Below are 24110 nucleotides of genomic sequence, written 5' to 3'. Positions count from 1 at the left end.
AAGTGAAAGTGAAGGCGTGGGGCAAAGGATATGCCCTCGGGGAACGGGCCACAAGGTATGTCGCTGGAGTGGCGCGGCGCGGCGGTTGCGCCGGACGACGAGATGCCGTCCCCGGAGGCGTGGAAACCGGTATCGGTGCCCGGCCGGCCCGACCAGTTCGCCGGCGCCGAGGCCGTAGCCTACGAAACGACGTTCTCGGACCCGCGGGACGAGAGCGACGCACACGCCCTGCTCGTACTGAGTGGAACATACGCGCACACACGCGTGTGGTGCAACGGCGATTTACTCACCAGCCACGACGCCTACTTCGAGCCGCTCCGGATTCGCCTCCCCGAGAGCGAGGAGTACCGGATCGTCGTGGAGTGTCGTACGCCCGAGGACCGCTTTGGCGGCCTGCACGCGACCGACCAGCTTCCACCGGAGCGCTGCGTCCCGGGCATCTGGTGGGATGCGAGCATCGAAACCAGACCGGACCCCTGCGTGAGCGAGCTTTCAGTCCAGCCACAGGTATCGGACGAAGACGTGACCGACGCGACGGTCGAGGTGTCGGCGACCGTCCTGACCCAGGAGCCACTCGACGACCGGATAACCCTCTCGCTACGGCCGGAGGGGGACGTGCGCGGCGGCGGGATGATGGACCGGGCCCGCGTCTCGACCGACGACGAGCGGACGACAGTGACCTACACGATGGACGTGCGCGACCCGTCACTGTGGTGGCCCCACGACCGCGGCGAACAGTCCCGCTACGTTCTCAGGGCGAAGCTCGGGGACGACGAGCACTCGGTGACGACAGGACTGCGCACCGTCTCCTACGACGATGGCCTGCGGGTCAACGGCGAGGCCGTGCCCGTTCGCGGGGTAACGCTGCTGGACCCGACCGTGGAGGATGTCGCACGGGCTGTCGACGCCAATGCAAATCTGGTCCGGGTTCGGGCACAGGGAACGCCCCCCGAAGTGGCTCACGCCTGTGACGACCACGGCGTCCTGCTCTGGCAGGACGTTCCACTGTCTGGCCCCGGTTCATTCGACAGCGAACGAGGAATCGCCCTCGCAGCGCGGCTCAATACGACCTACGCACAGCATCCCAGTTTCGCGGCGGTCGGTGTTCACGACGAGCCAGTATCTCCGTACGCTGACGGACTGGGTTCCGGATTCCTCGACAGGCTTCGCTTCCGATGGCGCGCCTGGCGCGCCGGCTACGACGCGTCCGACGCCAGGTCGGTGGCCGAGGCCATCGACGACGTGCCGACGTTCCCGGTCGTCGGCCCGCCGGGAATCGCTCCCGACGCGGCCACCCTCTACCCGGGGTGGCGGTACGGTGACGCAACCGACCTTCCGTGGCTCTGTTCGCAGTTCGACGTCGGCGACGTCGTCGCCGGCTTCGGAGCCGGGGCGCTCGGGACGCCGGAACCGGGCGACAGCCCCGGGTTCGACAACGCCTGCCACGACCGCCACGTCGACGGCGGAGTCGACGCGTCGCAGTCGTACCAGGCCGGCGTCGTCCGCGAGGTTGCCGAGTCGCTCCGGCACCGCGCCGCGCCGCTCATGATCGTGGACAGCCTCCGAGACGTCGGTGACGCCGGTATGGGTCTGCTCGCCACGGATGGGACCGAGAAGACGGCATTCAGTGTTCTCGCCGACTGTTACGAGCCCACGCAGGTGATACTCTCGGACCTAGCGCCCGGCGAGCGGGATATCGTTGTCCTCCATGACCGCCCTGAAAAAGCAAACCTCACGGTGGAATGGGACTGCAATGGGGACCGCGAACAGGCCGAACACACTGTCGGTCCGTTCGCCCGCGTCACCGTCGACACGCTTACTCTCTCAGCCGGTGACGACGTGACGCTCGCCGCCACTGACGGCCAGACTGTCGTCACGAACGAGTATCGTATTAGCGAGTGATATATGTGCGTGATATGCAAGGGAACCACGGACGATAGTGACCGTCTCGCCCCCGAAATATGGCGTGTGAGACGTTGACGCGGTATTCAATGCACCGGAATGTTTAAACAATATCCACCTCTATTCGTAGACACCAGAACGCTTCCGCGTTCAGGCAGTATCGCTTTCAGCCCAACATGAGAGGGAACCCTTGTTATTGGTGTCAGCCCCTCAGTAGTGGGCCGACTGTCTGTGCTGAAGCGGTGATGGCATAGAGGATTCAACAATGGCAGACTCGATAGACGAATCAAAGAACGTTACAGTAACCGAAGAGGATCTCGAAAACAAATCGAAAGGCGAGCTCATCAAACTCGCCGGCCAGCTCCGTGACCGACGAAACGAGCTGAACCAGATGGCGTCCGAGCGGGCCTCCGCCCGCGACGACCTGAACGCGAAGACTCGCGAGAAGGTCGACGAAGCCCAGGAACACCGCGAGAAGCGCGACGAGCTCAACGAGCAGGTCCAGGAGCACAAGGACAAGCGCAACGAGCTCAACGCAGAAGCAAACGAGCTGTTCGACAAGGTCGATAACCTGAAAAACGACCTCGAGCTCGACGAGGGCACGTCGGTCGAACAACTCAAAGAGGAGATCGAAGACCTCGAGTTCAAGCAACAGACCGAAGTGCTCTCCTCGGAGGACGAGAAGGAGCTCATCGAGAAAATCGAGACCAAGCGCGAGAAACTCCAGGAGAAACAGGAGAAGCTCGACCAGGGCGGCGACCTCGAAGAGCTCAAAGAGGAAGCGGAAGAGGTCCGCTCGGAAGCCTCGAAACACCACCAGAAAGTCACGGAACTGGCTGACGAGGCTCAGAAGCACCACAACGAGATGATCGAGGCCTACCGCGAGGCCGACGAGATCCGTGACGAGGCCGACGAGAAGCACGAGGAGTTCGTCGACGCCCAGGAAGCGGCTGACCAGCACCACGAGGACTTCGTCCGCGTCCAGAAGCGCCTCCGCGAACTCGACAAGAAGGAAGAGGAGCAGGAGCGCTCCCAGCGCGAGGAGAAGCAGGAAGCCGCTCGCGAGGAAGCCGAGGAGATTTATCAGAAATTCAAGGAGGGCGAGACCCTCGACACCGAGGACCTGATGAAGCTCCAGAAGGCCGGCAAGCTGTAAGTCTGCGGGATTTTCTCTCTGTTTTCACAGACTATAGATGCATCACTCACTCGGCCTGCTCCAGCTCGGCGCGCTCTCGCTCGTCCCGACAGCGCTCGGTGGAATCCTGTTTGGCCTCGCGCTCGCCGCGCCGCCGGGGCCGATGAACGCCGTTATCGCCGAGGAAAGCGCGCTTCGCGGCTGGCGGGCGGGGTTCTTCGCCGGCCTCGGCGCGATGACTGCTGACGCCTGTTTCCTCGTGCTCGCCGTACTCGGCGCCGCTACGATCATCACCGAGACGCCGGGACTTCGACGAGTGATGATCGGTGCCGGCGGGCTCCTGATGCTCTGGTTCGCGTACGGAGCAGTTCAGGAGGCCAATACAGTAGTTACCGAGGGGAATTCGTCGGTCGCGTCCGGGGACAGCCGGGGCTTTCGCAAGGCGCTCGTGCTGGCGCTGACAAACCCCTATCAGGTCGCCTTCTGGCTCACCGTCGGCGTGGGCCTCCTCGAACCGGGTGTGGTTGACGTGGCGTCGTACGTGCCCGCGGTCGGGACTAACGCATTAACCGTACAAACCGGCCACCCGGTGCTGCTGGGTGGGTTTTTCGGCGGGATCGGCATCTGGATTACGGGATTTCCGGCGGCAATTGTCGCCGCGAGAACGCGTATCGAGCGGCTCGCACCGCTGATCGCATGGATTAGTGCCGCTGTTCTCGCCGGGACCGGCGTTCTGTTCCTGCTGCGGGCGCTATGAATCGCCCATCCCAGTCGCCACCTCATCGAGGTCGTCTTCGACGGCCATGTCGGCGACTTCCATCGTTAGCCATTCCTGGAACCAGCGGGTCCGCTTGAGCCGCTGGTGGACGATAGACTCGGCAGTGTCGCTCTGGACGCGCTCACGCGCGTCCTCGCCGCGCTCGATGACGCGGTCGACCATCTCGGCCGCGTCCATATGCGTCCGGGACTCATAGCCCATGCGCAACAGCATCAGGGCGGTCCCGTTCGCGCCGACTTTGTCTAGGATGTCCGCCTCGATGAGACACTGTACTTCCAGTGGCAGGTCGTCAAGCGGTCCTTGGTACGAGTGAGCCTCGACGGCAGCGCAGACCTGTTCGATGAACGATTCTGGGTAGTCACCATGTGCCCGCAGATACTCACGTGCGATCCGAGCGCCGGCTTCCGCGTGGAGGTCCTGCTCGGCTTCCAGTTTCGCGATGTCGTGAAACAACGCTGCGACGCGAGTCACGTCCACGTTTGCGCCCTCCTTGCGGGCGATTTTTGTCGCGATGTCGACGACGTTGAGGATGTGGTTGAAGCGGTACTCCGCGGAGTGCCACGGATACCAGCGCATACGGCCGCCCTCTTCTTCGTTTTCGACGCTCGCCGCGAGGTAGTCGTGGACGAACTCCTTCATTTCCTCGAACGCGTCGGCTGAGACAGGTGACTCCCTAATCTCGACGCCCACAGCACCACCTCCGGAAACAGATTTCGATAGTCATCTTACACATATAGACGTACGTTCGACTCTTTAGCGTTACGACAGGGAGAACGGCTGCCACACCCGGCATTTTCAGATGGGGATAGCGGGCTAAACCCCGTCGTCGCGGTCTCCCGAAGAGACGCATCACTATCTCTGACGCGGTGTCAGATAGGGCCGCTATTGTGGGCCACCCGGCCACTGGTTCTCAGCGGCTGGGAACATCAGTCCAGCTTTTTACATCTAATAGATAAATCGGCATATATGCCTCTCCAGCCACTCCACATGCCCGTCGGCGACGTCTCGATCGTGACCCACGCGGCGAACCAACACGCGGTGACTGATGTGCTCGTCGGCGTCGGTATCGCCCTGTGCCTGTTCGGCCTGTACTACAAGCTGATACTCCTCCCGGCAAACAGACAGGAATCGTCACAGCGCACAGGGGACCAGTCGCCACCGTAGTTACAGATAGGCGGCGTCCCACCGCATCGGTTTGCGAACGTTCCCACAGTTGCTACATTCGATACGGCCCATCGAATCCATCGCGTTCGCCAGCGTCTCACAGTTACTGCAGAAGTACCCGTAGCGGTCGCTTCCCTCTTCGGTGACGTGGACCACATGGAACGGCGCTATCGACCCGGACTCGTGGTTGTTGTGGTCGACGTAGACCGTCCGGCCGTCGTCGGTTATCGGCTCGCGTCCGAGCTCTTCGGCGTCGGTGTAGAGGTTCTCGACGTAGGTCCGCCCAGCGATGTCGACCTCGCCCGTGCCAGCGCGTTCGAAGCCGCGATCCTCGTAGAAGCTGTTGCCTTCAACGTTGTCGGCCAGCACGCGCCCCTGGAGCGTCTCGGCACCGCGGTCGTGGAGCTCTCCGTGGGTCTCGTCAAACAATGCCGAGCCGATTCCTTCGCCGCGGTACGCTGGGTCGACGTGCAGCCAGAGTATCGTCCCGATACTATCCCCCGAAAGGACGCTCTCGGAGAGACCGACCACCTGCCCATCCTGCTCAGCGACGAGAATCAGCCGATTACTCTCCTCTGTGAGTATTTTGTTGATACGCTCTTCATCGTACCACTCCTCGATAGCGCTCGTAATTGCCTTCGGCCCCAGCGAATACGACGCCGCTAGCGAGCGACGCGCCACGTCACGGATAGCCGGGCGGTCCGACGACACTGCCTCCCTGATTTTCATATGCCACTAGTTGGCACGGAACATCATAAATCTACAGTTCGGTGTCAGAATTTGGGACACTCGTTGGGCTATTCATGCGAGGACTCAAATGTTCTCGTCCGCTGGGCTCGACTCACCGAGGATATCTGCTGTTCACGAGTTTGTTCGGACAGAATAGTCCCGGGCGGATTCGAACCGCGAAGACTTGAGCCATCGTCTTCTGGGTGTCGAATCCGCGAGAGCCACCCACTCTTCACGTTCGTTCATCAGAGGATAGTCCCGGGCGGATTCGAACCGCCGTCAAGGGCTCCAAAGGCCCTTATGATTGGCCACTACACCACGGGACTTCATTCACTTCGTCCGTCCCGTGTACCGCGCAAATCCACAGGATTTGCTCACCACCACGGGACTTCACTCACTATGAGCGATCCGTATGCAGGATAATCGACGGAACGCACTTGAACGCTTCGAGAGCGGCCGGTCAGTCGCTGGTGACTTCAGCCTCGACTTCGAGCAGGCCACAGACATCCCCCTCGGGGTCGAAACAGTCGGGACACTGAGGTTTGCGGTCGATAATCGTATCGAGACGATCAGCGACCGTTTCGTCGATGACGCCCTCCAGTTGCTTTGCCTCGGCACGGAACTCCTCGACCTCTAGCACCTCGATGAGGAACCGCTCGATGATACAGTAGTTCTGGAGCGCCTCGCGAGCCTGTGCGATGCCGTCGTCGGTGAGGTCCACGCCTTTGTACTTCTCGTGGTTCAGCAGCCCACGGCTTTCGAGTTTGCCGATCATCTCGTTAGCGCTCGCTGGACTGACATCAAGCATATCGGCCACGTCGCCGGTGGATGCTGGACCGTCTTCCTGCTGTTGCGTGAGATAGATCGCTTTCAGATACTGGGCCTGCGTGTTCATTGATAATCCTCCATCAGATCGGTCACGTCTTCGACTCCCTCCGCCTCGTCCTCGCGGATATCCGACAGCACGGCAAGCAGCCGCTTGCGGTCGATTGTGAATGTCACGTCGGACGCCTCGATTGCTTCGATGAGATCGTCGTAGAACTTGTACGCCGTCTCCTCGTTACAGAGCTGGTCGTACAACACCCCGTCGAAGTCCTTGTCGGCTTCGTACTGGGCCTCGACTAGCATCTCGATTTCCTCGAACGGGACGGTATCTGCTTCGAGGTCGTCGATGAGTGCCTCCAGTTGCCGCCGGTGCTCAGCTGACTCTGTCTCAGCGTGTGCGAGGAGGTCAAGGACCGCCTGTTCGTGCGCTCCGCTCGTTTCCTCAGCGTGCTTGGCCGCCCGTGCCTCGACGACCTCTTCGAGGACGATGCCGATCTGTAGCAACCGGGCCAACTGATGATCGGACACCACTGGCTGTGTGAGACTCACGGTAACACCCCCACTCGGCGCTGTGCTCCAGTCATACACGTAGTTCGGGGAGGGCCGGACTTAAGCGGTTCCCTGTCGTCGAACTGAGGTTGTCTTTCATACCCCCGTACTCGGTAACAGTCTGGAGCCGAAACTTCCGGGCGCATCCTCATCCCTTCGGCTCGGTCCGTGGACGGACCCGAAACTACCAGGGGCTGGGACTCGATAACACACATGAGGATGGTCGAACACGGCTGGCACAAGGACGCGGTCATCTACACACTGGACGTAAAGACGTTCAACGACAGCAACGGCGACGGCTGGGGCGATTTCCAGGGCCTCATCGAGAAGCTCGATTACATCGAAGACCTCGGCGTGACCTGCCTCTGGCTCCGCCCGTTCTATCCGAGCCCACTCCGGGACAACGGCTACGACGTCGCCGACTACTACAGCGTCCACGACCGGATGGGAACGCTGGCAGACTTCCGGGAACTCACCGACCGCGCCCACGAACGTGGCATCCGCGTCCTCACCGACCTCGTGTTCAACCATACGTCGACCGACCACGAGTGGTTCCAGCGCGCCCGCGAGGACCCCGACTCGAAATACCACGACTATTACCTCTGGACAAGCCACCTCGACGATGCTTACCAGACAGCCAACATTTTCCCCGACCGCGAGGACGGCGTCTGGAGTTACGACGAGGTCGCTGGCAAGCACTACTTCCACCAGTTCTATCACCATCAGCCGGACCTCAACGTCGCCAACCCCGCTGTCCGCGACGAAATCCACGACGTGATGCGCTTCTGGCTGGACCAGGGAGCAGACGGCTTCCGTATCGACGCCGCCCACCCGATGCTACTGCCGAAAGGGCACAATGGGACGACCGAGGACATCGAGCTGTTCAAAGAACTGAAACGCGTCGTCACAGCAGCAAAGGACCACGCCGTACTCATCGCCGAGGCCGACGACCAGCCCGAACATCTCGATTACTACTTCGGCGACGGCGAGGGGTTTGACCTGATGTTCAACTTCGTCCTGAACGCTCACATGGTGTACGGCGTCGGCGTTAGAGACACTTGGCCGCTCCACCGCGCGAACGAGGTCCTGCCGGATATCTCCGGCGTGGGCCAGTGGGCGAACTTCCTCCGGAACCACGACGAGTGGAATCTCCTGAAACTCCCCCACGAGGCGCTGGAACACGCCCGGGAGTACTTTGGCCCCGATGACGGTTCCTCGTGGATTTTCGGTCGGGGTCACCGGCTCCGGCTGGCGGACCTCTTCGGCCACGACCACGACCGCATCGCGATGGCTCACAGCCTCCTCTTTGCGTATCCGGGGACACCAGTCATCCTCTCCGGCGACGAGATCGGCATGGGCTCGGACCTGTGGCTCGACGAACGAGAGTCAGTCCGGACGCCGATGCAGTGGGACGACACCGAAAACGGCGGCTTCTCGACGGCCGACCGCGAGGACTGCTACAACCCGCCGGTCGTTGGGAAAGAGTACAGCTTCGAACACATCAACGTGGCCGACCAGCAAGCCGACCCTGACTCACTGCTGTCACATATCCAGCGTCTCGTCGCGGCCCGCAAGCGCAACCCCGAACTCAGCGACGGCGACCTCCATCTGGCCGAATCGGGCCACAAGGACGTGCTCGTCCACCGCGTCGACGCCGGCGACACTGCGTTCATCTTCGCCCATAACTTCGCCGACGAGTACCGCGAACCCGTCCTCCAGTGGGAGGTCCCCGACGCCGACACGTCGAGGGCAGTCGGTGACGGCGGCTACCACATCGAGGACGGCGGCGTCACCTTCCTGCTGGACCCGTGTGACTACGTCTGGCTTCGCGGGGACAAGTCCGACCGGTAAGGAGCAACGCACCACTCCGGAGCGCCATAGTGACCGTCACGGGTTATCGTTTCAACCATACTGAATCGACAAAGCGACTCAGTGTGCCCCTTCCTAACGCGTCCATCCACTTATTTCGCCTGCTGACAGGATATATGAGAGGGTGTAAACCAGAATTGAGAGCAGGAATCCACCGATAGCACTGGTTACGATTTTACCTGGTAGGTCCACTTGCCCTCGAACGAACCAGACGATGGCGACGAAAGCAAGAATGGAGGCGGCTCTGCCGAGCACACCGATTTTCCGGAACCACGTTCCAGTCCGTTCTCCAATCAGTGAATTGGCAAGTGGTCCCATCGAAACCAAACCGGCGACGGATCCGAACAGGAACCAGCTCAAGTAAATCGTCTGTAGGTCTCCCACGTTGAGTGGCAACCAGACGAGGATCAGAAGGCCGGCCAGAACATCTGTCCACGTCGGAGGACGCTCGGGCAACCATCTTCGGAGGACCATTACGGACAGTTCATATGAACGAAGTGATATTCTTTCCGGTCAGAATGACACGCGGTGTATTGACCGTTCACTGATGGCTACAGCGGTGGTTACGAGGGGTTTGATTGCGCGTTCAGGAGACCACTGAACAGAAAGATTGGTTGCGTGGTCCGCCCGCTCGTTTTCGAGATAGAGACGGCGAAACCGTCTCGCTGCTCGCGGGTCGCTGCGTTCCCCGCTCGCTAAACCGGGGTCGCTGCGCGACCTCGCTACTCTCGCAGGCGCTCGTAGATCAGCTGGTCGAGGTCCTCGCGGAGTTCGTCGACCTGCACCTCTTCGAGCACGGGGACGTAGAACCCTTCGACGAGCATGTTCTTCGCGCTCTCGGGGTCGACACCGCGAGAGGTCATGTAGAACATGTCCTCCGCGTCGACCTGCCCAACCGTCGCGGAGTGGGAGGCCTCGGTGTCGTGGTTGTTGATGATGAGCTTCGGCGACGCGTCGGCCTCGGAGTCGTCGGAGAGCATGAGCGTGTTCTCACGCTGGTAGGACGACGTGTCCCAGGCCTCACGACCGACATCCTGAACACCTTCATACACCGACCGGGCGTCATCGTCGAGGACGCCGCGGGTGACGAGGTCGGCGGTGGTGTGTTCGGCCTCGTGCCAGACACGCGACGCGATGTCGAAGTGCTGGTCCTCGTGGCCGAAGAACGCACCCAGAATCTGTGACTCGGAGGAGTCTCCCAGCAGTCGGGTCTCGACGTTGGACTTGGTCAGGCGGGAGCCGATGTTGCCGTCGATCCAGTTGACCGTGGCGTATGTGTCGGCGTGGCCGCGCTTGACCTGGAAGTTGTACGTCTCTTCCGAGAGGTTTTGGAGCGCGCCGTACTGGACGTAGGCGTTCTCCTCGGCGACGACTTCGACGATACCGGAGTAGTACTGGTCAGCGTCGGTCGTCTCGCCGGTCCCCTGACGTTCGAGAATTGTCACCGACGAGGACTCCTCGGCGAGAACGAGCGTGTAGTTGAACAGCGACTGGCTGTTCATCGTCGTCCGGATCTTCACGTCTTCGGCATCGACGCCCTCGGGGACGTAGACGACCGTGCCGGCCGAGAACAGGGCCGTCGACAGCGCGGTGAGGTAGTCCCGCTGCGGGTCGACGACGCTGCCGAAGTGTTCCTCGACGAGGTCCGCGTGCTCGTCGAGCGCCTCGCTCCAGGACAGTACTTCGACGCCGTCGGCGTCAATACGGTCCTTGTCCTGCGCGTAATCGAGCGGGTCGACCAACGACTCGTAGTCGAGCGCGTCGAGGTTCGTCCAGGTGCGACCCGGTGTCCGGATGACATCCGGCATCTCCAGCTCCTCGAGCGCGGCGAGCGCGTCCTTTCGCGTCTCGAGCAGCCACTCGGGCTCGCCGAGATCGTCTGAAATCTGTTCTACCTGCGCCTCTGTGAGATTGGCGTGTACCTGCGTACTCATGGTTATCCGAGCGACCCCTCCATCTCAAGCTCAATGAGGCGGTTCAGCTCAACGGCGTACTCAATCGGCAGTTCCTCCGTGATCGGCTCGATGAAGCCGGCAACGATCATCTGCTTGGCGTCGTCGTCGTCCAGTCCGCGGGACTGCAGATAGAAGACGTCCTCGTCGCCGATCTTGCCGACGGTCGCCTCGTGGGCGACATCGACCTTGGACTCCTGAATCTCCATGTACGGCATCGTGTCCGACGTGGATTCGTTGTCGAACATCAGCGCGTCACACTCGACGGAAGTCGAGGAGTCTTCGGCACCGTCGGCGATGTGGACGAGGCCGCGGTAGTTCGTGCGGCCGCCGTCCTTGCTGATGGACTTCGATTCGATGGTGGATTTCGTCTCGGGGGCGTTGTGGTAGACCTTCGCGCCCGTGTCGATGTCCTGGCCCTCGCCGGCGAAGGCGATGGTGATGTGGTTGTCTGTCGCGCCGGGACCTTTGAGAACGGTGGAGGGGTACAGCATCGTGGCCTTCGAGCCCATGCTGCCCGAGACCCACTCCATCGTGCCGTCGGCCTCGCAGATTGCGCGCTTGGTGTTGAGGTTGTACGTGTTCTTCGACCAGTTCTGGACGGTCGAGTACTGGACGTGTGCGTTCTCCTTGACGAACACTTCGACGCCGCCGGAGTGGAGGTTGAACTCGGAGTACTTCGGGGCGGAACAGCCCTCGATGTAGTGGACCTCGGAGTTCTCCTCGGCAATGATGAGCGTGTGCTCGAACTGGCCCATCCCGTCGGAGTTCATGCGGAAGTACGCCTGGACCGGCATGTCGACCGTCGTGTCCTCGGGGACGTAGACGAACGACCCGCCGGACCAGATAGCGCCGTGCAGCGCCGCGAACTTGTTGTCGCTCGGCGGCACGGCCTTGGTCATGAAGTACTCTTTGAGGATGTCTTCGTGTTCCTGAACGGCCTTGTCCATGTCACAGAAGATGACACCCTTCTCCTCCCAGCGTTCCTGCATGTTCTGGTAGACGATCTCGGACTCGTACTGCGCGCCGACGCCCGAGAGCGCGTTCTTCTCGGCTTCCGGGATGCCGAGTTTGTCGAAGGTGTCCTGAATCTCCTCGGGGAGGTCGTTCCAGTCGTCGACCCCGCCGCGTGTCTCGATGTCGGGACGGATGTACGGGACGATCTCGTCCACGTCGACCTCGGAGAGGTCGGGTGCGCCCGGCCAGCCGTCCGGCATCGGCATCTCCTTGTACTGCTCCAGCGCGCGCAGACGGCGCTCGAGCATCCATTCGGGCTCGTCCTTGTCTTCGGAGATGACCCGGATGGTCTCCTCCGTGAGGCCCTTCTCGGCTTCGAAGGCGGACTTCTCCTCTTTCTTGAACTCGAAGCGCTTCTCGGTGTCGGTCTCTTTGAGGTGGTCTTGATCTGAACTCATAGTGTGTGTAGTGTTATCGCTGTGTACGGAAGGGCGTTACGCGGCCTCGTAGGCTTCCTCTCGGACCCAGTCGTACCCCTCGTCTTCGAGCTTTTCGGCGAGTTCAGCGCCACCGGAGGTGGCGATCTGGCCGTCGAGCATCACGTGGACGTGGTCGGGTTCGACGTAGTCGAGGATGCGCTGGTAGTGGGTAATCTGGAGGATGCCCGCGCCCTGCTCGTCACGGAGCGCGTTGATGCCGTTGGAGACGTCCTGCAGTCGGTCGATGTCCAGCCCGGAGTCGATCTCGTCGAGCACGGCGATCGAGGGCTCGAGGATCGCGGCCTGGAGGACTTCGTTCTGCTTCTTCTCGCCGCCCGAGAAGCCAGCGTTGAGATACCGGGAGGCGAACTTCTCGTCCATGTCCAGCTGCTCCATCTTCTCCTGAAGGATCTCCTGGAACTCGGCGACGCCGATTTCGCCTTCTTCGACGTTACCCTCCATCGGGGAGGTGTCGTAGCCGGCAGCGTCCTCGTTGGTGTCGCCGCCCTCGGATTCGGCTTCTTCTTCGTCGTCGTCTTCGAACAGCTCTTCGCGCTCTTCGAGCTTGGCGTTGAGGGCCGTGCGGAGGAAGTTCACCATCGTGACGCCCTCGATTTCGGCCGGGTACTGGAAGCCGAGGAAGATGCCGAGCGCGGCGCGCTCGTTCGGTTCGAGGTCGAGCAGGTCCCAGGTGCGGAGGTCTTCCGGGATTTCCTCGTCCCCGAACTCGTCCTCTTCGAGGTGGATGAGTACTTCGCCGTCGGTTACCTCATAGGCGGGGTGACCGGCAATGATCTTCGCCGTTGTGGACTTGCCTGAGCCGTTAGGACCCATCAGCGCGTGGATCTCACCGGACTCGACTTCGAGGTCGACACCGCGGAGAATCGTCTCACCGTCCTCTTCTGCGACTTCTGCGTGGAGATTGTTGATTTCGAGTTTCGCCATAGGTATCTCTTAGGTCAACCGAAAGAAGGTACGTTTCACCCATGAAGCTTTCGCATTGCTGCGAACTCAACTTCTGTATATAGAAATAATATTTCTTGCAGCAGTAAGCCCCTGCTTTCTGTGGGTTACATGAAGCTCCCGAGTCCAGTCTGTTCCTGCCCGGACTTGACCTCCTCCCAGGAGATATCCATCGCCTCCAGAATGCGGGCAATCGGGCCCTTCAGCGTCTTATCCAACATCTTGTCCCAGTCGATTTCGAACTCCTCGGGAATCTGGTCGGCGTACTCGAAACAGATTACGTCGGGGTCCCGGCGGAACTCGCCGTACAGCGGGTCCCGCTGAGGGTCCAATCCCTCCTCGTCCTCGATGCGCTGGAAGAAATCGGAATGCACTCTGTCCAGATACAGCCGCTTCGGTTTCGACCCGCTCTGGAAGTTCGTCCCCAGCAGGAGGTTGGCGTACTTCGCGCCCCGGACCTGTGCGGTGTCGGTGTCGTAGTTGTCGAGTTTCTTCCCGATGCCGCCGGGAATGCCCACGTCGTCATAGTTGACGTTGCCGTCCTGATAGTCCTCGATAACGTCGCTGACGTACTGCTTGATCGACTCGGCGTCCTCCCCGCGGACGATGCGGTCGATGACCTCCTTCTGGACCCGCTTCGTGATCGGCGCGATGTCCGACCGCTGGTACTCGAAGCCGGTGATGTCGATGTCGTCGACGTGCTTGCCCTCCTTCCAGACGATGTTGCCCGCGTAGCGCTTCTTCTTGCCCGCCTGGAAGAATCGGCGGTAGAGCTTCTCGAACTCGATTTCGAAACGGTGGAACTGTGCGTTTAGCTCCTCCATCGCGAACTCGTCGTAGGAGTCGTTGATCGTCTCCTCCAGCTCGAACCCCTTCTGGATGGTCGTGGCGATAAGTTCGAGTTCGTCGTCGCCCATCTCGGGGTGCTTCTCGCGCATCTCGTCGGTGATTTCAACATCGCCCTCGACGTCGTCGGGGCCCACGTCGCCAAGCTGGAGCATGACGGAGTCGGTGTCCCCGTATACGACCTCGTACCCTTCGTTTGCGACGACTTCGTCGGTGTAGTCGATGACCTCGCGCCCGGTGGCAGTGACCGCCGCCCCCATCTCCTTGTCGTAGAGGCGGAAGCGGTCCCACCCCAGAACGCCGTAGAGCGACTGACCGACGAACTGGAATTTCCCGTTGCGGCCGGCCATGAGCGTGTGATTGTCTTCGACGGTGACGCAGTAAACACCGTCCTCGGCCGTACTCTGTGACCCGCTGCGGTGCATCCGGAGCGTGTTCTTGCTGTCTTCGGTGACGTATATTCGCCACGAGCCGCTGTTTCGGTTGTAGTTCGCGGTGAGACCGAGATGTGCACAGAGCCGAAGCACGTCGTCGCGGAGTCGGTCGCTGGAGGTCGTGTACCGCCAGGAGTTCTTTTGGCGGTCGCCGTCACCAGCGATGAGCGTCTCGAGGAACCGCCGTTTCTGACGCTGACTCAGGTCGAAGACGAACTCGGGGACCTGTTTCTCAAAGCTGTCTCCACCGCAAATGTCGCGGAGCAGGTCGCCCAGAAGTTCCGAGGTAAACTGGTAGCTCTGGTCGTCGACGTAGTAGTCGAACCCCAATCGGTCAAGTAGATCTCCGATTGCCGCGTGGTCGGACTGCCCGCCGTCGGCGATGGCTTCCTGGGCGATTTTGACCGTGGTCGATGCGCCGCGCGTCTTCTCGGCGAACTGCTTCGTCTCGGAGGTGTAGACGTTCCCCTCAGTGATGTACCACGCGAGCAGTTCGAGGAAGTCGTCGCCGTCGAAGGTCCGGGGAATCCACTTGCGGCCCGATTCGGCGTGGATGTACGTCCGTTCAGCGACCGACTCGATGTACTCACGGTTAGCTTCAAACTCCTCGGGAGCGAAGACGTACCCTTCTTCGCCGATATCGTTTTTCAGCACTGTGTCCGGATAGTGGCCGATTTCGGCCGCGAACGTATGGCCGTGGACCGACGGCCGTATCCACACTTCGTAGTCGTCGACAAACTCAGTCAGGTCGACGGTCTGCATTGTGTCGCCATTGGGGCCGTCCCAATCGTGCGGGAGTTCGTAGTTCGTCGCGTCGTCGAGGTCGCCGGCTTCCACGAATTGGTACTCGTCCTCAGTGATACCATTCGTCTCGTTCTTTCGGACGAGCATCCGGTGATTCGGTGTGATTCGGAAGTCCATCTTGCTCGTCTCGATGTCGACCAGTTCGCCGCGGTAGTCCGGGTAGGACTGTGTCTCGACGACAGGCTTGACCTCCATCTCCTCCGTCACGGGGTCCAACGAATACACCTCGTCGCCGATTTCGAGGTCACGAATGTTGCGGACCCCCTCGGGCGTCAGCACATCCGTGTCCGGTGTGAAGCAGTTCATGATTACCTTGACAGCCGCTTGCTGCCTGTCAAAGCGCTCGTACTCCGGGTTATCGGGGTCGTAACTGTTCCGCTCGGCCTTCTTTTCTTCACGTTCTGACAGGAGTTCGTCGACCATCTCCCGGATGACGCCGTCTGGTTCCTTCCGGAAGTGGGTGCCGTTGGGCGCGCGGTAGGTGTCGCCGTCGTACTGCTCGGGGTCGACTTTCGTCTCCGGGCTGGCGTTGGTCGTCACCATGCACATCGGGTACAGCGACTTCAGGTCAAGCACCGTCACGTTCTCGCGGACGCCGGTGATAGGGTCGAAGACCGCGCCGCCCTCGTAGTCCTCGCTCTCCTGTTGGCCCTTCGAGGGGAGCGCGAACTCGCCGTGGAGTTTGTGCAGGACGTACATGTCGACGGCGTCGCCGGGCGTCGTCGCATCCTCAAGCTTGCAGCCGACGAAGGTTCGAACCTCGTCCCAGAAGTCGATGATGTCCTGCTCGCGGTCGAGTTCGACACACAGCTCCACGTCCCGGAGGTTGTACTCCAGCAACTGCTCAGGGTCCTGCTCCCAGAGGTCGCCGATGTCGCCGGTGTAGCGCTCCTTGCCGACGCCGAGTTCCTGCTCGCCGACGGCGTCGAGCCGGTAGGATTCGAGTTCGGTAAACTGCGTGCGCTTGTAGGCATAGAGGAGGTCGAAGACGACCCGGCCCTTGATATCGGGGCCGCCCCAGCCCGAGCGCCAGACCTCGTCGACCCGCGAGAGGCGGTCGATCTGGAGGTCGAAGTCGTGGTTGTAACTCTGGAGTTCTTCCAGACGGTCAAGGAAGTACGGCGCGTCGAAGTCGTCGAAGTTCCACCCGGTGAGTACGTCCGGATCGGTGTCGACGATGTAATCCACAAAGGCCTCCAGCATGGCCTCCTCTTCGTCGAAGACGCGCACGTCGGCCTCGAAGTCCTCCCGGATCGGGTCGTAGCCGGCCAGCGCCTCAGGACCGTTGATACCGTCGGGGGACTCGTACAGCCAGACGACGTACTCGTCGCGGTAGGAGTCGTGGGAGGTGAGACAGATGATCGGCTCCTCGCCGTCTTCGGGGAACCCCTGCCTGTCGTCGACCTCGATATCGAAGGTGTTGACCCGCGGGTCGGCGTGGGCCTCGACCGGCTGAATCTCCTCGTGGTGGACCTTCAGGCTCCCGTCGTCGAGTTCCCGGGCGGGGACACGCACGCCGCTAGTGATGTCCTTGTCGATGAGCAGGCGGTTCGGAAAGAGGATGTCCGCCTCGTAGTGGTCGAAGTCGTCACGTATCTGGCCCACATCGCGTGGTGTCTGGCCGAATATCTTCGTCAGGCACTCGCCCCGAATCGATTCGTATGGCTCGCCGTCCGCGTCGGCTTCTTCCCAGCCGGTGATGCTGTCGTACTGGCGGAGTTCGTCTTCGGTGACGCTGTCGGTCGGCGCGTAGAAGTACGGCTTGAAATCGAAGACACGAGCGTGAACCGGTTCGTTGTCGTCGGTGCGCCCGAAGGCGTGGACGACCGGGAACTCGTCGTCGCCCTGGCCCTCGATGGTGTAGTCGACCTGCGTGACAACGAACTCGATGGTCTCCTCGACCGGCGGGAACTGACGCTCGTCGAGATCGACGACGCTCGTCCCGCCGTCGCTTCCACCGTTGCCTGCGATGGCCGCCGCTTCGTCGGCGACCGGGCGGTCGTCTGTGCCCGCGTCCTCCCCGAAGTCCCCCAGCGTGCCCTGGGTGCCGTCACTCATTCTTGGCCTTGTTTCGAGATGCCGCATAAAAACACCGGCGGTCGACGGGGTATTGCCACAGGCAGAAAGTATATGCCATCGAGTAACATACCCAAGTTTGACGGCCAATGTCGCACCACGCATCCCCCCACGGCGAGGCGGATAGGTCCGAAGAACTGCGGTCGGAGCCGGCGCTCCCAGACGCCATCCAGACGACCGAGACCTACGAGACCGAGGAGGGGACAGTGTTCTACGACGCGGAGAACCCGCTCGCGTGGCTACAGACTGATACGGCGCTCACGTTACAGGAGATCGCCTGACAGGAAGTACTTTTAGCCTCCACGCGTCGTAGCTAGTGTGATGGACATCCCCGGCGAGGACGACCCAAACGAGAGCGGCGGCGTCCTCTCGGAAAAAAGCGAGTACGAGCCATCGGAGTTCGACCCGGAGAGCCTCGGCCCAGACGTTCCGTCACCGTCAGATAGCGATTACAGCGGCGAGGCCACGGGGCTGTTCGTCATACTCGTCATCGTGTTCAACATCGCGCTGCTGGCCCTCTCGCTCGGGCCGATGCTGGCCTACTTCGAGGGGCAGGTCGACCTCGGGGTTCGCATCTTCCTCGTCGGCGTCATCGCCTTCGGCTACGGAACGTTCCGGTACGTCCAGTTCGAGCGGGAGCGCAAATCGGACGACGAGGACGACCCAGCCGAGACCACACATACCCAGTCCGACGGCACAGAGTCGGGCGACCATAACGGCTAACCGGTCCGGACGGCTACGAAGCGCTATATGCGTACTGTGCGGGACGACGACGGCACGCGGTACTTACTGCTGAAGGAGTCCACCGATTCGAGTCTGGTCAGGGACCCCGAAACCGGCGAACAGCGACACGTTCCGAACGCCGCTCTCGAACCTGTGGATGGCGACTCACCGCTGGTAACTGCCGCCAAGGCCGTTCCCGACGCCGCTCGTTGCGTCCTCACAGCGGCCCACGACGACCGGGCACTTGGCCTGCTCGTGGAACTCGACGAGCGCGGGCCGCTCTCCGTGGCGGAACTGCTCTCAGCCTACGACCTCTGCGAGAGCGACCTGCACGGCTTGCTGGCCGAGTTTCGCGCCGCCGGCCTGCTTACCGAGGCCAGAGTCCACGGCCAGCGAGGGTACGACACGACCGAAACGGCCAGTGATGGACTGGCGCAGCTCCGCGACTGAGGCCCGTCCAGCGTCGTGACTGCGGTCAGGCCAGTTCCGCCACCGTCGCCTCGACCTGTTCGACCCGCGAGCGGTTGGTCGTGGCGTCTTTTTCGACGCGGACGAGGTCGTCGGCCGCACCGACTAGCTCCTCGTCGTGACTGACCACGAGAATCTGCTCGACGCCGACCTCGTCGCGCATGTACTCGACGAGGTCGAGCAGTTGCGTGACGTGACCCGAGTCGAGGAACACCGTCGGCTCGTCGAGGATGAGCGGGGGCATCGGCGCTGCGCCTTCGATACCCTCCGCGAGCAGGCGATAGATAGCACACCGCAGACTGAGGTTGAACAGCGCGCGCTCGCCGCCGGAGAGCTGTTCGGGTTCCAGCGGCTCGCCGTCCTTCTGGTACACCGTCAGCTGGTACTGGCCGTCGAGTTCGATATGGGAGTATGAGTCGTTCTGATACACCAGATCGAACGTCTGGTTGAGCATCCGTTCGAGCGTCTCGACGTTGCGCTGGCGCAGCTCCGCCCGGAGCGTGCCGTACATCTCCTGTAGCTCCTCTGTCTCCTCGTACAGCGTTTCGAGTCGCTCCAGGGTCGCTTCGAGGTCGTCGCGGCGCTCCCGCAGCGACTCCAGTTCCTCGATTTCGTTCGTGACACCGCCGATGGCGTTTTGCAGTTCGTCGCGTTTCTCGCGTTTCTCTGCCAGCGCCTCTTCGGCCTGCTCGATGTACTGTTCCGCGCGTTGCTTCTCGTTGCGGGCTTCGTCGATTCGCTCCTCATCGAACGACCGGGCCAAGTCCTGCTTGCGCTCGCGCTTCTCCGCGAGCTGTTCGCGGCGCTGGTCGTTCAGTTCGGCCTGTTGCGTGCGTTTCTCGCGCAAGCGTTCGATGTCGTCGTCACAGTCGTCGATGTCCCCAAGCAGGTCCTCGACCCGCTCTAAATGCTTGATTGCCTGCTTGACCTGCTGGCGCTCCTGATTGCACTCAGCGACGACCGAACGGCAGTCTTCGGCCTGCTCGCGGGCTTCGGCGGCTTTCTCGCGTTTCGTCTCAGCCTCGGACTCGTGTTCCGCCGCGTCCTCGCGGAGCGTCTCGATGCGCTCCCGGTCCGCGTCCAGCCCGTCCTCCTTCTCTTCGACCAGTTGGACGATGTTCGAGCGGTTGTTCTCGAGTGTCGCCAGTTCGTCGGCTGTCTCGACCAGTGCCGTCGCCGTTTCGTGTTTCGACTCCAGCGTTTCGACTTCATCGCGAGCATCTGCGAGCGTCGACTCCAACTCCGCGATCCGCTCGCGGTCCTCCTCGATGGAGGCGACGTGCGGTGACTCGACCACGTCCTGCCCACATTCGGGACACTTGCCGGCCTCCAGCAGCGCCTCCGCCTCGGCCAGCGCCTCGCGCTCACTCTCCAGTTTTGTCTCCAGTTCTGTCACCCGCTGTCGGGCGTCGTCAAGGTCACTGGCGACAGATTCTTTGTACGACTGTGCCCCGTCGCGGTCCGTCGGCGCGCCCTCGAACCTGGCTTCGAGGTCAGCGATCTGGTCGTCAATATCGCTGATCTGCTCCCGGCGCTCGGCGATGGACTCCCGCGCGGCCTCGATGTCTGCTTCCAGTTCGTCGGCTTCCTCGCGCTTGTCCGCAGCCCGGGATTCGAGGTCAGCAGCGCTCTCAGCGAGCGCGTCTGCGGTGCTGCTGTGCTCTTTCGCGTCGACGCGCTGGTCCTCGATTCGGCCCTGCAGGTCGTCGTCGCGGGACTGCAGTTCCTCCAGCCGTGCTGCGACGGCCTCCGGGTCCGGCTCCGAGCTGTCGAGGTTAGTCTCGGAAACCGTCTCCGCGAGCTGCTCCTGAAGCGATTCCCGGCGGTCCTGCAGGTCGCTGATGCGCTCTTTGAGTTCGGTTCGCTCCGTCTCGGTCTCGGTAATCGTCGCCTCCAACTCTTCGATGTCGTCTTCCAGTGCGGACAGTTCCTCGCGTTTCTCCTCGTACTCTTCGAGGACCGAGCCGGCCTGCGTGAGCGTCTCCTCGGCGGTGGCCTTCTGGTCCTCGATGTGCTCGATTTCGTCCAGAAGTTTCGCCTCCTTCGTTTCGAGGCTGTTCAGGCGCTCGTGGAGGTCTTTTTCCTCTTTCTCCTGAATCTGCTCGTCGAGCTGGGAGAGCGCTCCTTGTTTGTCGTCGCGCACGCGACCCACCCCGACGCGGGCGTCGCTGGCCCGCTCGCGGTACTCCTCTAGTTTCCCCAGTTGCAGGAGGTCGTCGAGCATATCTTGTCGGTCGCCCGGCGAGGCGTTGATGAGTTTGTTCACCTCGCCCTGACGGACGTACGCGCAGTTGACGAACGCCTCGCTGTCCATCCGCAGGAGTTCCGTAACTCGCCGGCGCACGTCGCGCGCCCCTTCGTAGTTTCCTTCGGGTGTCTCAAGGACGCATTTCGCCGTCGTCGGTTGCGCTCCGGTCGCGCGGACCCGGCGCGTGAGGTGGTAGTCGCCACCGGCGTGAGAAAACCACAATTCGACAGTGCAGTCGTCAGCCCCGATGGTAACCACATCGCCGAGGTTCTCATCCAGCGCCTTCGAGCCGTACAGCGCGAAGAAACAGGCCTCAAGCAGGGATGACTTCCCACTCCCGTTGAGTCCGTGGATGACGGTCACGCCGTTGTCCAGTCGCAGGTCGGCATCGTCGTAGCACTTGAAATTGGATAGCTTGACCCGGTGGAATTTCATCGTGTACTCTCCATTACAGGAACTCCTCGACGCTCGCTTGACTCTCGTTGTCTGTGCCGCCAGCCTCGTTCGCCGCTACGTCGTCGTCGGTGTCAGCCTCGTTCGCCGGTGTGCTGCCGTCGGTGTCGTCCGCGTCTGCGCTCGCAGTCGCTTCTGTGTCGGCCGTGAGCGCGTCCGACACCTCGGACAGCAACTCCCTGACGTGCCGTTCGACCTCGTCTTTGACGTTCGCGTCGGCGACCTTCGAAGCGCGAATCGTCTCATCGATGTCGTGGGCGGCCTCGCTCAGCCCGAGGTCGCGGACACGCTCGGTGACGGCGTCGTCGGGGTCGGCGAAGCTGATATCGGTTTCTCGCTCCTCAGCCGTAATCTCTCGGTGATCGGTGACCCGGGCCACGAGCGCACCCCGGTCAAGCGCGAACGATTCGACGCTGGCCGGGGTGACCGGGTCGCCGTCGCCGCTGATAGAGACGATGACCACGGCGTCGTCCAGGTCGTGCTGGCCGACGCGGCTCCGGACGCGCTCGACGCCCTCCTCGGGCCCCAGTTCGACGTCGATGAAGACGAACTCGCGGGTGTCGAGGCCACGCCGGGTGATGCGGACCTCGTCGTCGAAGGTGACGATGTTGTAGCCGCGGTCCTCGCGCTCGCTGGCGCTCGCCCGTTCGGTCGACCCGCAGTAGGTGACCCAGGCGTCGTCGACCCGCTGTTTGCCGGGGTCGTGGTTGTCGCCGAGCAGCATCGCGTCGAACGCGACCGACGACTCGGTGAGTATCTCTTCGGCGTCCCAGTCGCCGTAATCGAAGGGCTGGAACAGGCCGTGGGTGACCAGCGCGGCGCTGTCCGCGTCGTGGGCGGCGAAGTCATAGTCGAGGTCGTCGCGTTGCGAGCGTGGCACGAAATCGAGGCCGTAGAAGGCGGTGTCGCCGATGACGGTCGGCTCGTCGTCGAGCCGCGTCGCCAAGCCGAGTGACTCGTACAGGTCGAGCCACTGGGCGTCCCGCTTGGCCTCGTGGTTGCCCACGACGGCGAGAAACGGGATACTGGCTTCAGAGAGTTCTTCGAGGACGCTTAGCGTGCCCATGATATCGGCCAAAGCTGGGCGGCGGTCGTGGAACAGGTCACCGGCGTGGACGACGGCGTCAGCGTCGTCCGCGATGGCGTCTCGGACCACCTGCCGGAACGCATCGAGGAAGTCGTCCCGTCGGTCGGGGACGTTGTACTGCTGATACCCGACGTGGGTATCGCCGGTGTGTATCACCCGTGTCATTTGCCCACCTGTAAGCCAGCGCCACCTAAAGGGGTATCGTGAGCGGAGTGAAAGTGGTCAACAGGACTGGAGTTGACCCGGTGGCTACGACCCATCGTCTGTCCCCGCTGCGGCGTCCCGGTATCGCCGGAACGCTCGCAAAGCCGCCCGCCCCTCGTCTGCCAGCCCGCTCACTTCGTGTTCGGCCTGTTCGACGGCCGCTTCGAGTTGTCCGACGCCGACCGTCTCGACGAAGGCGACTGCTTCGTCTATATCGTCGGTTGCCCGAGTCGCTCGCTCGATGACTGTCTGGTAGCCGGCGTCACCGCCCGTCTCGTCGATCGCCATCCGGGCTGTGCTACTATCGCCCTCTCGGTCGGCTGCTTGGGTCGCTTGGCCTCTGTCGTCGCTGTCGCCCTCACCGGCAGCGAGCGCCGAGAGTGCCGCTTTCACCTGGTCGCTATCGGCCATAGAGCGGCGTGGCCGCGGCATCCGATATAAATGTCCGCTGGCTCCGAGGTAGAGGATGACGCCGTGGAGACAATCGCGCAACCGAACTGCTCAACAGCGCGTACATGGTCGTAAAGTGATTCGTTCGATAGAACTAACCGCCCTGCGACAGTGCTAGCTGACAGCGAAACGCCATCAGTTCGCCATCATGTCGCTGTATAAATTCCGCTCCGACGACACGGCGCTCTCGTCAATCACAGTCGTCGCGCTGCTGATTCTGGCAACCCTGCTCATCTCCGTCATCCTCGCGCTGTTCATTCTCGGCGGGTAAGGCGGGGCGAGCGCTTTCTGGCAGCGGCCGGTGCATTTCCCGCAGTCCCCGGCGGCGTTTAGTTAAGCGTGAAAAGTGAGGCGGGAGAATTTCTTGGTGGTCTATGCCAGAAATCGCCCGCCTCAGCGGTAGTAGAGACTGGATTGATTTGGATTTTGTGGAGCGCGAGCGGACACCCGAGCCAGCGATGGCGTTGGGTATTCAATCGCACGTTGCGGGGCTCTCACTGTCGAATACCGTCGAATTACTCGACTCACTGGGTGTCCAACGCAGTCGAAAAGCCATCCACGATTGGGTACAGAAAGCCGATTTACAGCCCGAATCCGGTAAATCTCCGAATCAGATCGCGCTCGACGAAACAGTGATTCGAATCAACAACCAGCAATTCTGGCTGTATGCCGCCGCCGATCCGCAGTCGAACGAACTGCTTCACGTCCGGTTATTTCCGACAACTACGACCGCTCTCACGGAAATTTTCCTGCGCGAACTGCGGCAAAAGCACGATGTCGAAACTGCCGTCTTTCTCGTTGATGGCGCTCAACACCTCCAAACTGCACTTCAACGAGCTGGCCTCCGATTTCAGACGTGTCGCCACGGAAATCGGAACGCTGTCGAACGGATTTTTCGAGAACTGAAGCGTCGAACCTCGTCGTTTTCGAACTGCTTCAGTCACGTCGAACCGGAAACAGCCGAAAATTGGTTGCAAAGTTTCGCTCGCTGGCACAATGCTCCAAACTAAACACT

General features: G+C 61.8%; 22 protein-coding genes and 1 tRNA gene. 10 read left to right on the top strand and 13 right to left on the bottom strand.

The features are described 5' to 3' along the window. The first annotated feature begins 57 nt into the window (after window positions 1-57). The 3 genes from AMS69_RS07690 (at window position 58) to AMS69_RS07680 (ending at window position 3794) form a co-directional block, all read left to right on the top strand. On the top strand, window positions 58-1902 hold the full coding sequence (locus AMS69_RS07690; RefSeq protein WP_053967481.1) for a hydrolase: 1845 nt from the start codon (window positions 58-60) through the stop codon (window positions 1900-1902). A gap of 265 nt (window positions 1903-2167) precedes the next feature. Then, the gene (locus AMS69_RS07685) at window positions 2168-3058 is read left to right on the top strand and encodes a coiled-coil protein (RefSeq protein WP_053967480.1); all 891 of its coding nucleotides are present in this window, start codon (window positions 2168-2170) and stop codon (window positions 3056-3058) included. A 37-nt stretch (window positions 3059-3095) separates the two neighbouring features. Continuing rightward, window positions 3096-3794, top strand: coding sequence for a LysE family translocator (locus tag AMS69_RS07680; protein ID WP_053967479.1), 699 nt, complete (start codon window positions 3096-3098; stop codon window positions 3792-3794). On the opposite strand, the gene AMS69_RS07675 is transcribed toward AMS69_RS07680, so the two are convergent. Continuing rightward, a complete protein-coding gene (locus AMS69_RS07675) occupies window positions 3789-4505 on the bottom strand; it encodes an HD domain-containing protein (protein WP_053967478.1) in 717 nt (238 codons plus the stop codon). The genes AMS69_RS07680 and AMS69_RS07675 overlap by 6 nt on opposite strands. 276 nt (window positions 4506-4781) lie before the next feature. Here AMS69_RS07675 and AMS69_RS07670 point away from each other — a divergent pair, with 276 nt between their 5' ends. Further along, window positions 4782-4979 carry a hypothetical protein gene (locus AMS69_RS07670; protein WP_053967477.1) on the top strand — a complete coding sequence of 66 codons (198 nt, stop codon included), beginning with the start codon at window positions 4782-4784 and terminating at the stop codon, window positions 4977-4979. On the opposite strand, the gene AMS69_RS07665 is transcribed toward AMS69_RS07670, so the two are convergent. The 4 genes from AMS69_RS07665 to AMS69_RS07650 all read right to left on the bottom strand — a co-directional run bounded on the left by AMS69_RS07665 (window position 4980) and on the right by AMS69_RS07650 (window position 7082). Then, on the bottom strand, window positions 4980-5708 hold the full coding sequence (locus AMS69_RS07665) for a GNAT family N-acetyltransferase (RefSeq protein WP_053967476.1): 729 nt from the start codon (window positions 5706-5708) through the stop codon (window positions 4980-4982). It abuts the gene before it with no gap. A gap of 253 nt (window positions 5709-5961) precedes the next feature. Further along, window positions 5962-6034, bottom strand: a tRNA-Gln gene (locus AMS69_RS07660). A 134-nt stretch (window positions 6035-6168) separates the two neighbouring features. Continuing rightward, window positions 6169-6603, bottom strand: coding sequence for a metal-dependent transcriptional regulator (locus AMS69_RS07655; RefSeq protein WP_053967475.1), 435 nt, complete (start codon window positions 6601-6603; stop codon window positions 6169-6171). Continuing rightward, window positions 6600-7082 (bottom strand): hypothetical protein, encoded by a 483-nt coding sequence (locus tag AMS69_RS07650; protein ID WP_053967474.1) that lies wholly within the window; start codon window positions 7080-7082, stop codon window positions 6600-6602. Before AMS69_RS07650 ends, AMS69_RS07655 begins: the two co-directional genes overlap by 4 nt. Window positions 7083-7301: 219 nt before the next feature. Between AMS69_RS07650 and AMS69_RS07645 the strand changes: the two genes are divergently transcribed. Beyond that, on the top strand, window positions 7302-8933 hold the full coding sequence (locus tag AMS69_RS07645) for an alpha-amylase family protein (RefSeq protein WP_053967473.1): 1632 nt from the start codon (window positions 7302-7304) through the stop codon (window positions 8931-8933). Window positions 8934-9026: 93 nt separating this feature from the next. On the opposite strand, the gene AMS69_RS07640 is transcribed toward AMS69_RS07645, so the two are convergent. From AMS69_RS07640 to AMS69_RS07620, 5 genes are all read right to left on the bottom strand, one after another. Next, window positions 9027-9425 carry a hypothetical protein gene (locus tag AMS69_RS07640; RefSeq protein ID WP_053967472.1) on the bottom strand — a complete coding sequence of 133 codons (399 nt, stop codon included), beginning with the start codon at window positions 9423-9425 and terminating at the stop codon, window positions 9027-9029. A gap of 248 nt (window positions 9426-9673) precedes the next feature. Continuing rightward, on the bottom strand, window positions 9674-10885 hold the full coding sequence (sufD, locus tag AMS69_RS07635; protein WP_053967471.1) for a Fe-S cluster assembly protein SufD: 1212 nt from the start codon (window positions 10883-10885) through the stop codon (window positions 9674-9676). A 2-nt stretch (window positions 10886-10887) separates the two neighbouring features. Then, window positions 10888-12318 (bottom strand): Fe-S cluster assembly protein SufB, encoded by a 1431-nt coding sequence (gene sufB, locus AMS69_RS07630; RefSeq protein ID WP_004517166.1) that lies wholly within the window; start codon window positions 12316-12318, stop codon window positions 10888-10890. 36 nt (window positions 12319-12354) lie between these two features. Beyond that, window positions 12355-13284: an ABC transporter ATP-binding protein gene (locus AMS69_RS07625; protein WP_053967470.1), complete on the bottom strand. Its 930-nt coding sequence runs from the start codon at window positions 13282-13284 to the stop codon at window positions 12355-12357. Window positions 13285-13409: 125 nt separating this feature from the next. After that, a complete protein-coding gene (locus AMS69_RS07620; protein WP_053967469.1) occupies window positions 13410-17444 on the bottom strand; it encodes a DNA polymerase domain-containing protein in 4035 nt (1344 codons plus the stop codon). A 107-nt stretch (window positions 17445-17551) separates the two neighbouring features. Here AMS69_RS07620 and AMS69_RS07615 point away from each other — a divergent pair, with 107 nt between their 5' ends. The 3 genes from AMS69_RS07615 to AMS69_RS07605 are packed head-to-tail and all read left to right on the top strand — an operon-like array spanning window position 17552 to window position 18635. After that, the gene (locus AMS69_RS07615) at window positions 17552-17743 is read left to right on the top strand and encodes a DUF7331 family protein (protein WP_004517169.1); all 192 of its coding nucleotides are present in this window, start codon (window positions 17552-17554) and stop codon (window positions 17741-17743) included. A 40-nt stretch (window positions 17744-17783) separates the two neighbouring features. Next, a complete protein-coding gene (locus tag AMS69_RS07610; protein WP_053967468.1) occupies window positions 17784-18185 on the top strand; it encodes a DUF7322 domain-containing protein in 402 nt (133 codons plus the stop codon). Between the two features lie 27 nt (window positions 18186-18212). After that, window positions 18213-18635: a DUF7346 family protein gene (locus tag AMS69_RS07605; protein ID WP_053967467.1), complete on the top strand. Its 423-nt coding sequence runs from the start codon at window positions 18213-18215 to the stop codon at window positions 18633-18635. Window positions 18636-18660: 25 nt separating this feature from the next. Here AMS69_RS07605 and rad50 read toward each other — a convergent pair whose 3' ends face one another. From rad50 to AMS69_RS07590, 3 genes are all read right to left on the bottom strand, one after another. Next, a complete protein-coding gene (rad50, locus tag AMS69_RS07600; protein ID WP_053967466.1) occupies window positions 18661-21336 on the bottom strand; it encodes a DNA double-strand break repair ATPase Rad50 in 2676 nt (891 codons plus the stop codon). A 13-nt stretch (window positions 21337-21349) separates the two neighbouring features. Then, on the bottom strand, window positions 21350-22606 hold the full coding sequence (gene mre11 / locus AMS69_RS07595) for a DNA double-strand break repair protein Mre11 (protein ID WP_053967465.1): 1257 nt from the start codon (window positions 22604-22606) through the stop codon (window positions 21350-21352). 84 nt (window positions 22607-22690) lie between these two features. Continuing rightward, entirely contained in the window at window positions 22691-23056 is a 366-nt protein-coding gene (locus AMS69_RS07590) for a hypothetical protein (RefSeq protein WP_053967464.1), read from the bottom strand. A 187-nt stretch (window positions 23057-23243) separates the two neighbouring features. On the opposite strand from AMS69_RS07590, the gene AMS69_RS21055 reads away from it, so the two are divergent. Both AMS69_RS21055 and AMS69_RS07585 read left to right on the top strand, forming a co-directional pair. Further along, complete coding sequence (locus AMS69_RS21055) at window positions 23244-23366, top strand: hypothetical protein (protein WP_274378001.1); 123 nt, start codon at window positions 23244-23246, stop codon at window positions 23364-23366. Window positions 23367-23469: 103 nt separating this feature from the next. Beyond that, window positions 23470-24105: an IS6 family transposase gene (locus AMS69_RS07585; protein ID WP_053967463.1), complete on the top strand. Its 636-nt coding sequence runs from the start codon at window positions 23470-23472 to the stop codon at window positions 24103-24105. Window positions 24106-24110 lie beyond the last annotated feature (5 nt).

Source organism: Haloarcula rubripromontorii (assembly GCF_001280425.1).
Taxonomy (GTDB): domain Archaea; phylum Halobacteriota; class Halobacteria; order Halobacteriales; family Haloarculaceae; genus Haloarcula; species Haloarcula rubripromontorii.
This window is presented reverse-complemented; position numbering and strand designations above follow the sequence as displayed.

Excerpts from the sequence above, each read along its gene's own strand:
- sufB (WP_004517166.1), bottom strand. The coding sequence starts at position 12,318 with ATGAGTTCAGATCAAGACCACCTCAAAGAGACCGACACCGAGAAGCGC.
- AMS69_RS07615 (WP_004517169.1), top strand. The coding sequence starts at position 17,552 with ATGTCGCACCACGCATCCCCCCACGGCGAGGCGGATAGGTCCGAAGAA.
- AMS69_RS21055 (WP_274378001.1), top strand. The coding sequence starts at position 23,244 with ATGTCGCTGTATAAATTCCGCTCCGACGACACGGCGCTCTCGTCAATC.
- AMS69_RS07690 (WP_053967481.1), top strand. The coding sequence starts at position 58 with ATGTCGCTGGAGTGGCGCGGCGCGGCGGTTGCGCCGGACGACGAGATG.
- AMS69_RS07685 (WP_053967480.1), top strand. The coding sequence starts at position 2,168 with ATGGCAGACTCGATAGACGAATCAAAGAACGTTACAGTAACCGAAGAG.
- sufD (WP_053967471.1), bottom strand. The coding sequence starts at position 10,885 with ATGAGTACGCAGGTACACGCCAATCTCACAGAGGCGCAGGTAGAACAG.
- mre11 (WP_053967465.1), bottom strand. The coding sequence starts at position 22,606 with ATGACACGGGTGATACACACCGGCGATACCCACGTCGGGTATCAGCAG.
- rad50 (WP_053967466.1), bottom strand. The coding sequence starts at position 21,336 with ATGAAATTCCACCGGGTCAAGCTATCCAATTTCAAGTGCTACGACGAT.
- AMS69_RS07665 (WP_053967476.1), bottom strand. The coding sequence starts at position 5,708 with ATGAAAATCAGGGAGGCAGTGTCGTCGGACCGCCCGGCTATCCGTGAC.
- AMS69_RS07625 (WP_053967470.1), bottom strand. The coding sequence starts at position 13,284 with ATGGCGAAACTCGAAATCAACAATCTCCACGCAGAAGTCGCAGAAGAG.
- AMS69_RS07620 (WP_053967469.1), bottom strand. The coding sequence starts at position 17,444 with ATGAGTGACGGCACCCAGGGCACGCTGGGGGACTTCGGGGAGGACGCG.
- AMS69_RS07585 (WP_053967463.1), top strand. The coding sequence starts at position 23,470 with ATGCCAGAAATCGCCCGCCTCAGCGGTAGTAGAGACTGGATTGATTTG.
- AMS69_RS07670 (WP_053967477.1), top strand. The coding sequence starts at position 4,782 with ATGCCTCTCCAGCCACTCCACATGCCCGTCGGCGACGTCTCGATCGTG.
- AMS69_RS07610 (WP_053967468.1), top strand. The coding sequence starts at position 17,784 with ATGGACATCCCCGGCGAGGACGACCCAAACGAGAGCGGCGGCGTCCTC.
- AMS69_RS07640 (WP_053967472.1), bottom strand. The coding sequence starts at position 9,425 with ATGGTCCTCCGAAGATGGTTGCCCGAGCGTCCTCCGACGTGGACAGAT.
- AMS69_RS07605 (WP_053967467.1), top strand. The coding sequence starts at position 18,213 with ATGCGTACTGTGCGGGACGACGACGGCACGCGGTACTTACTGCTGAAG.
- AMS69_RS07645 (WP_053967473.1), top strand. The coding sequence starts at position 7,302 with ATGGTCGAACACGGCTGGCACAAGGACGCGGTCATCTACACACTGGAC.
- AMS69_RS07590 (WP_053967464.1), bottom strand. The coding sequence starts at position 23,056 with ATGGCCGATAGCGACCAGGTGAAAGCGGCACTCTCGGCGCTCGCTGCC.
- AMS69_RS07655 (WP_053967475.1), bottom strand. The coding sequence starts at position 6,603 with ATGAACACGCAGGCCCAGTATCTGAAAGCGATCTATCTCACGCAACAG.
- AMS69_RS07680 (WP_053967479.1), top strand. The coding sequence starts at position 3,096 with ATGCATCACTCACTCGGCCTGCTCCAGCTCGGCGCGCTCTCGCTCGTC.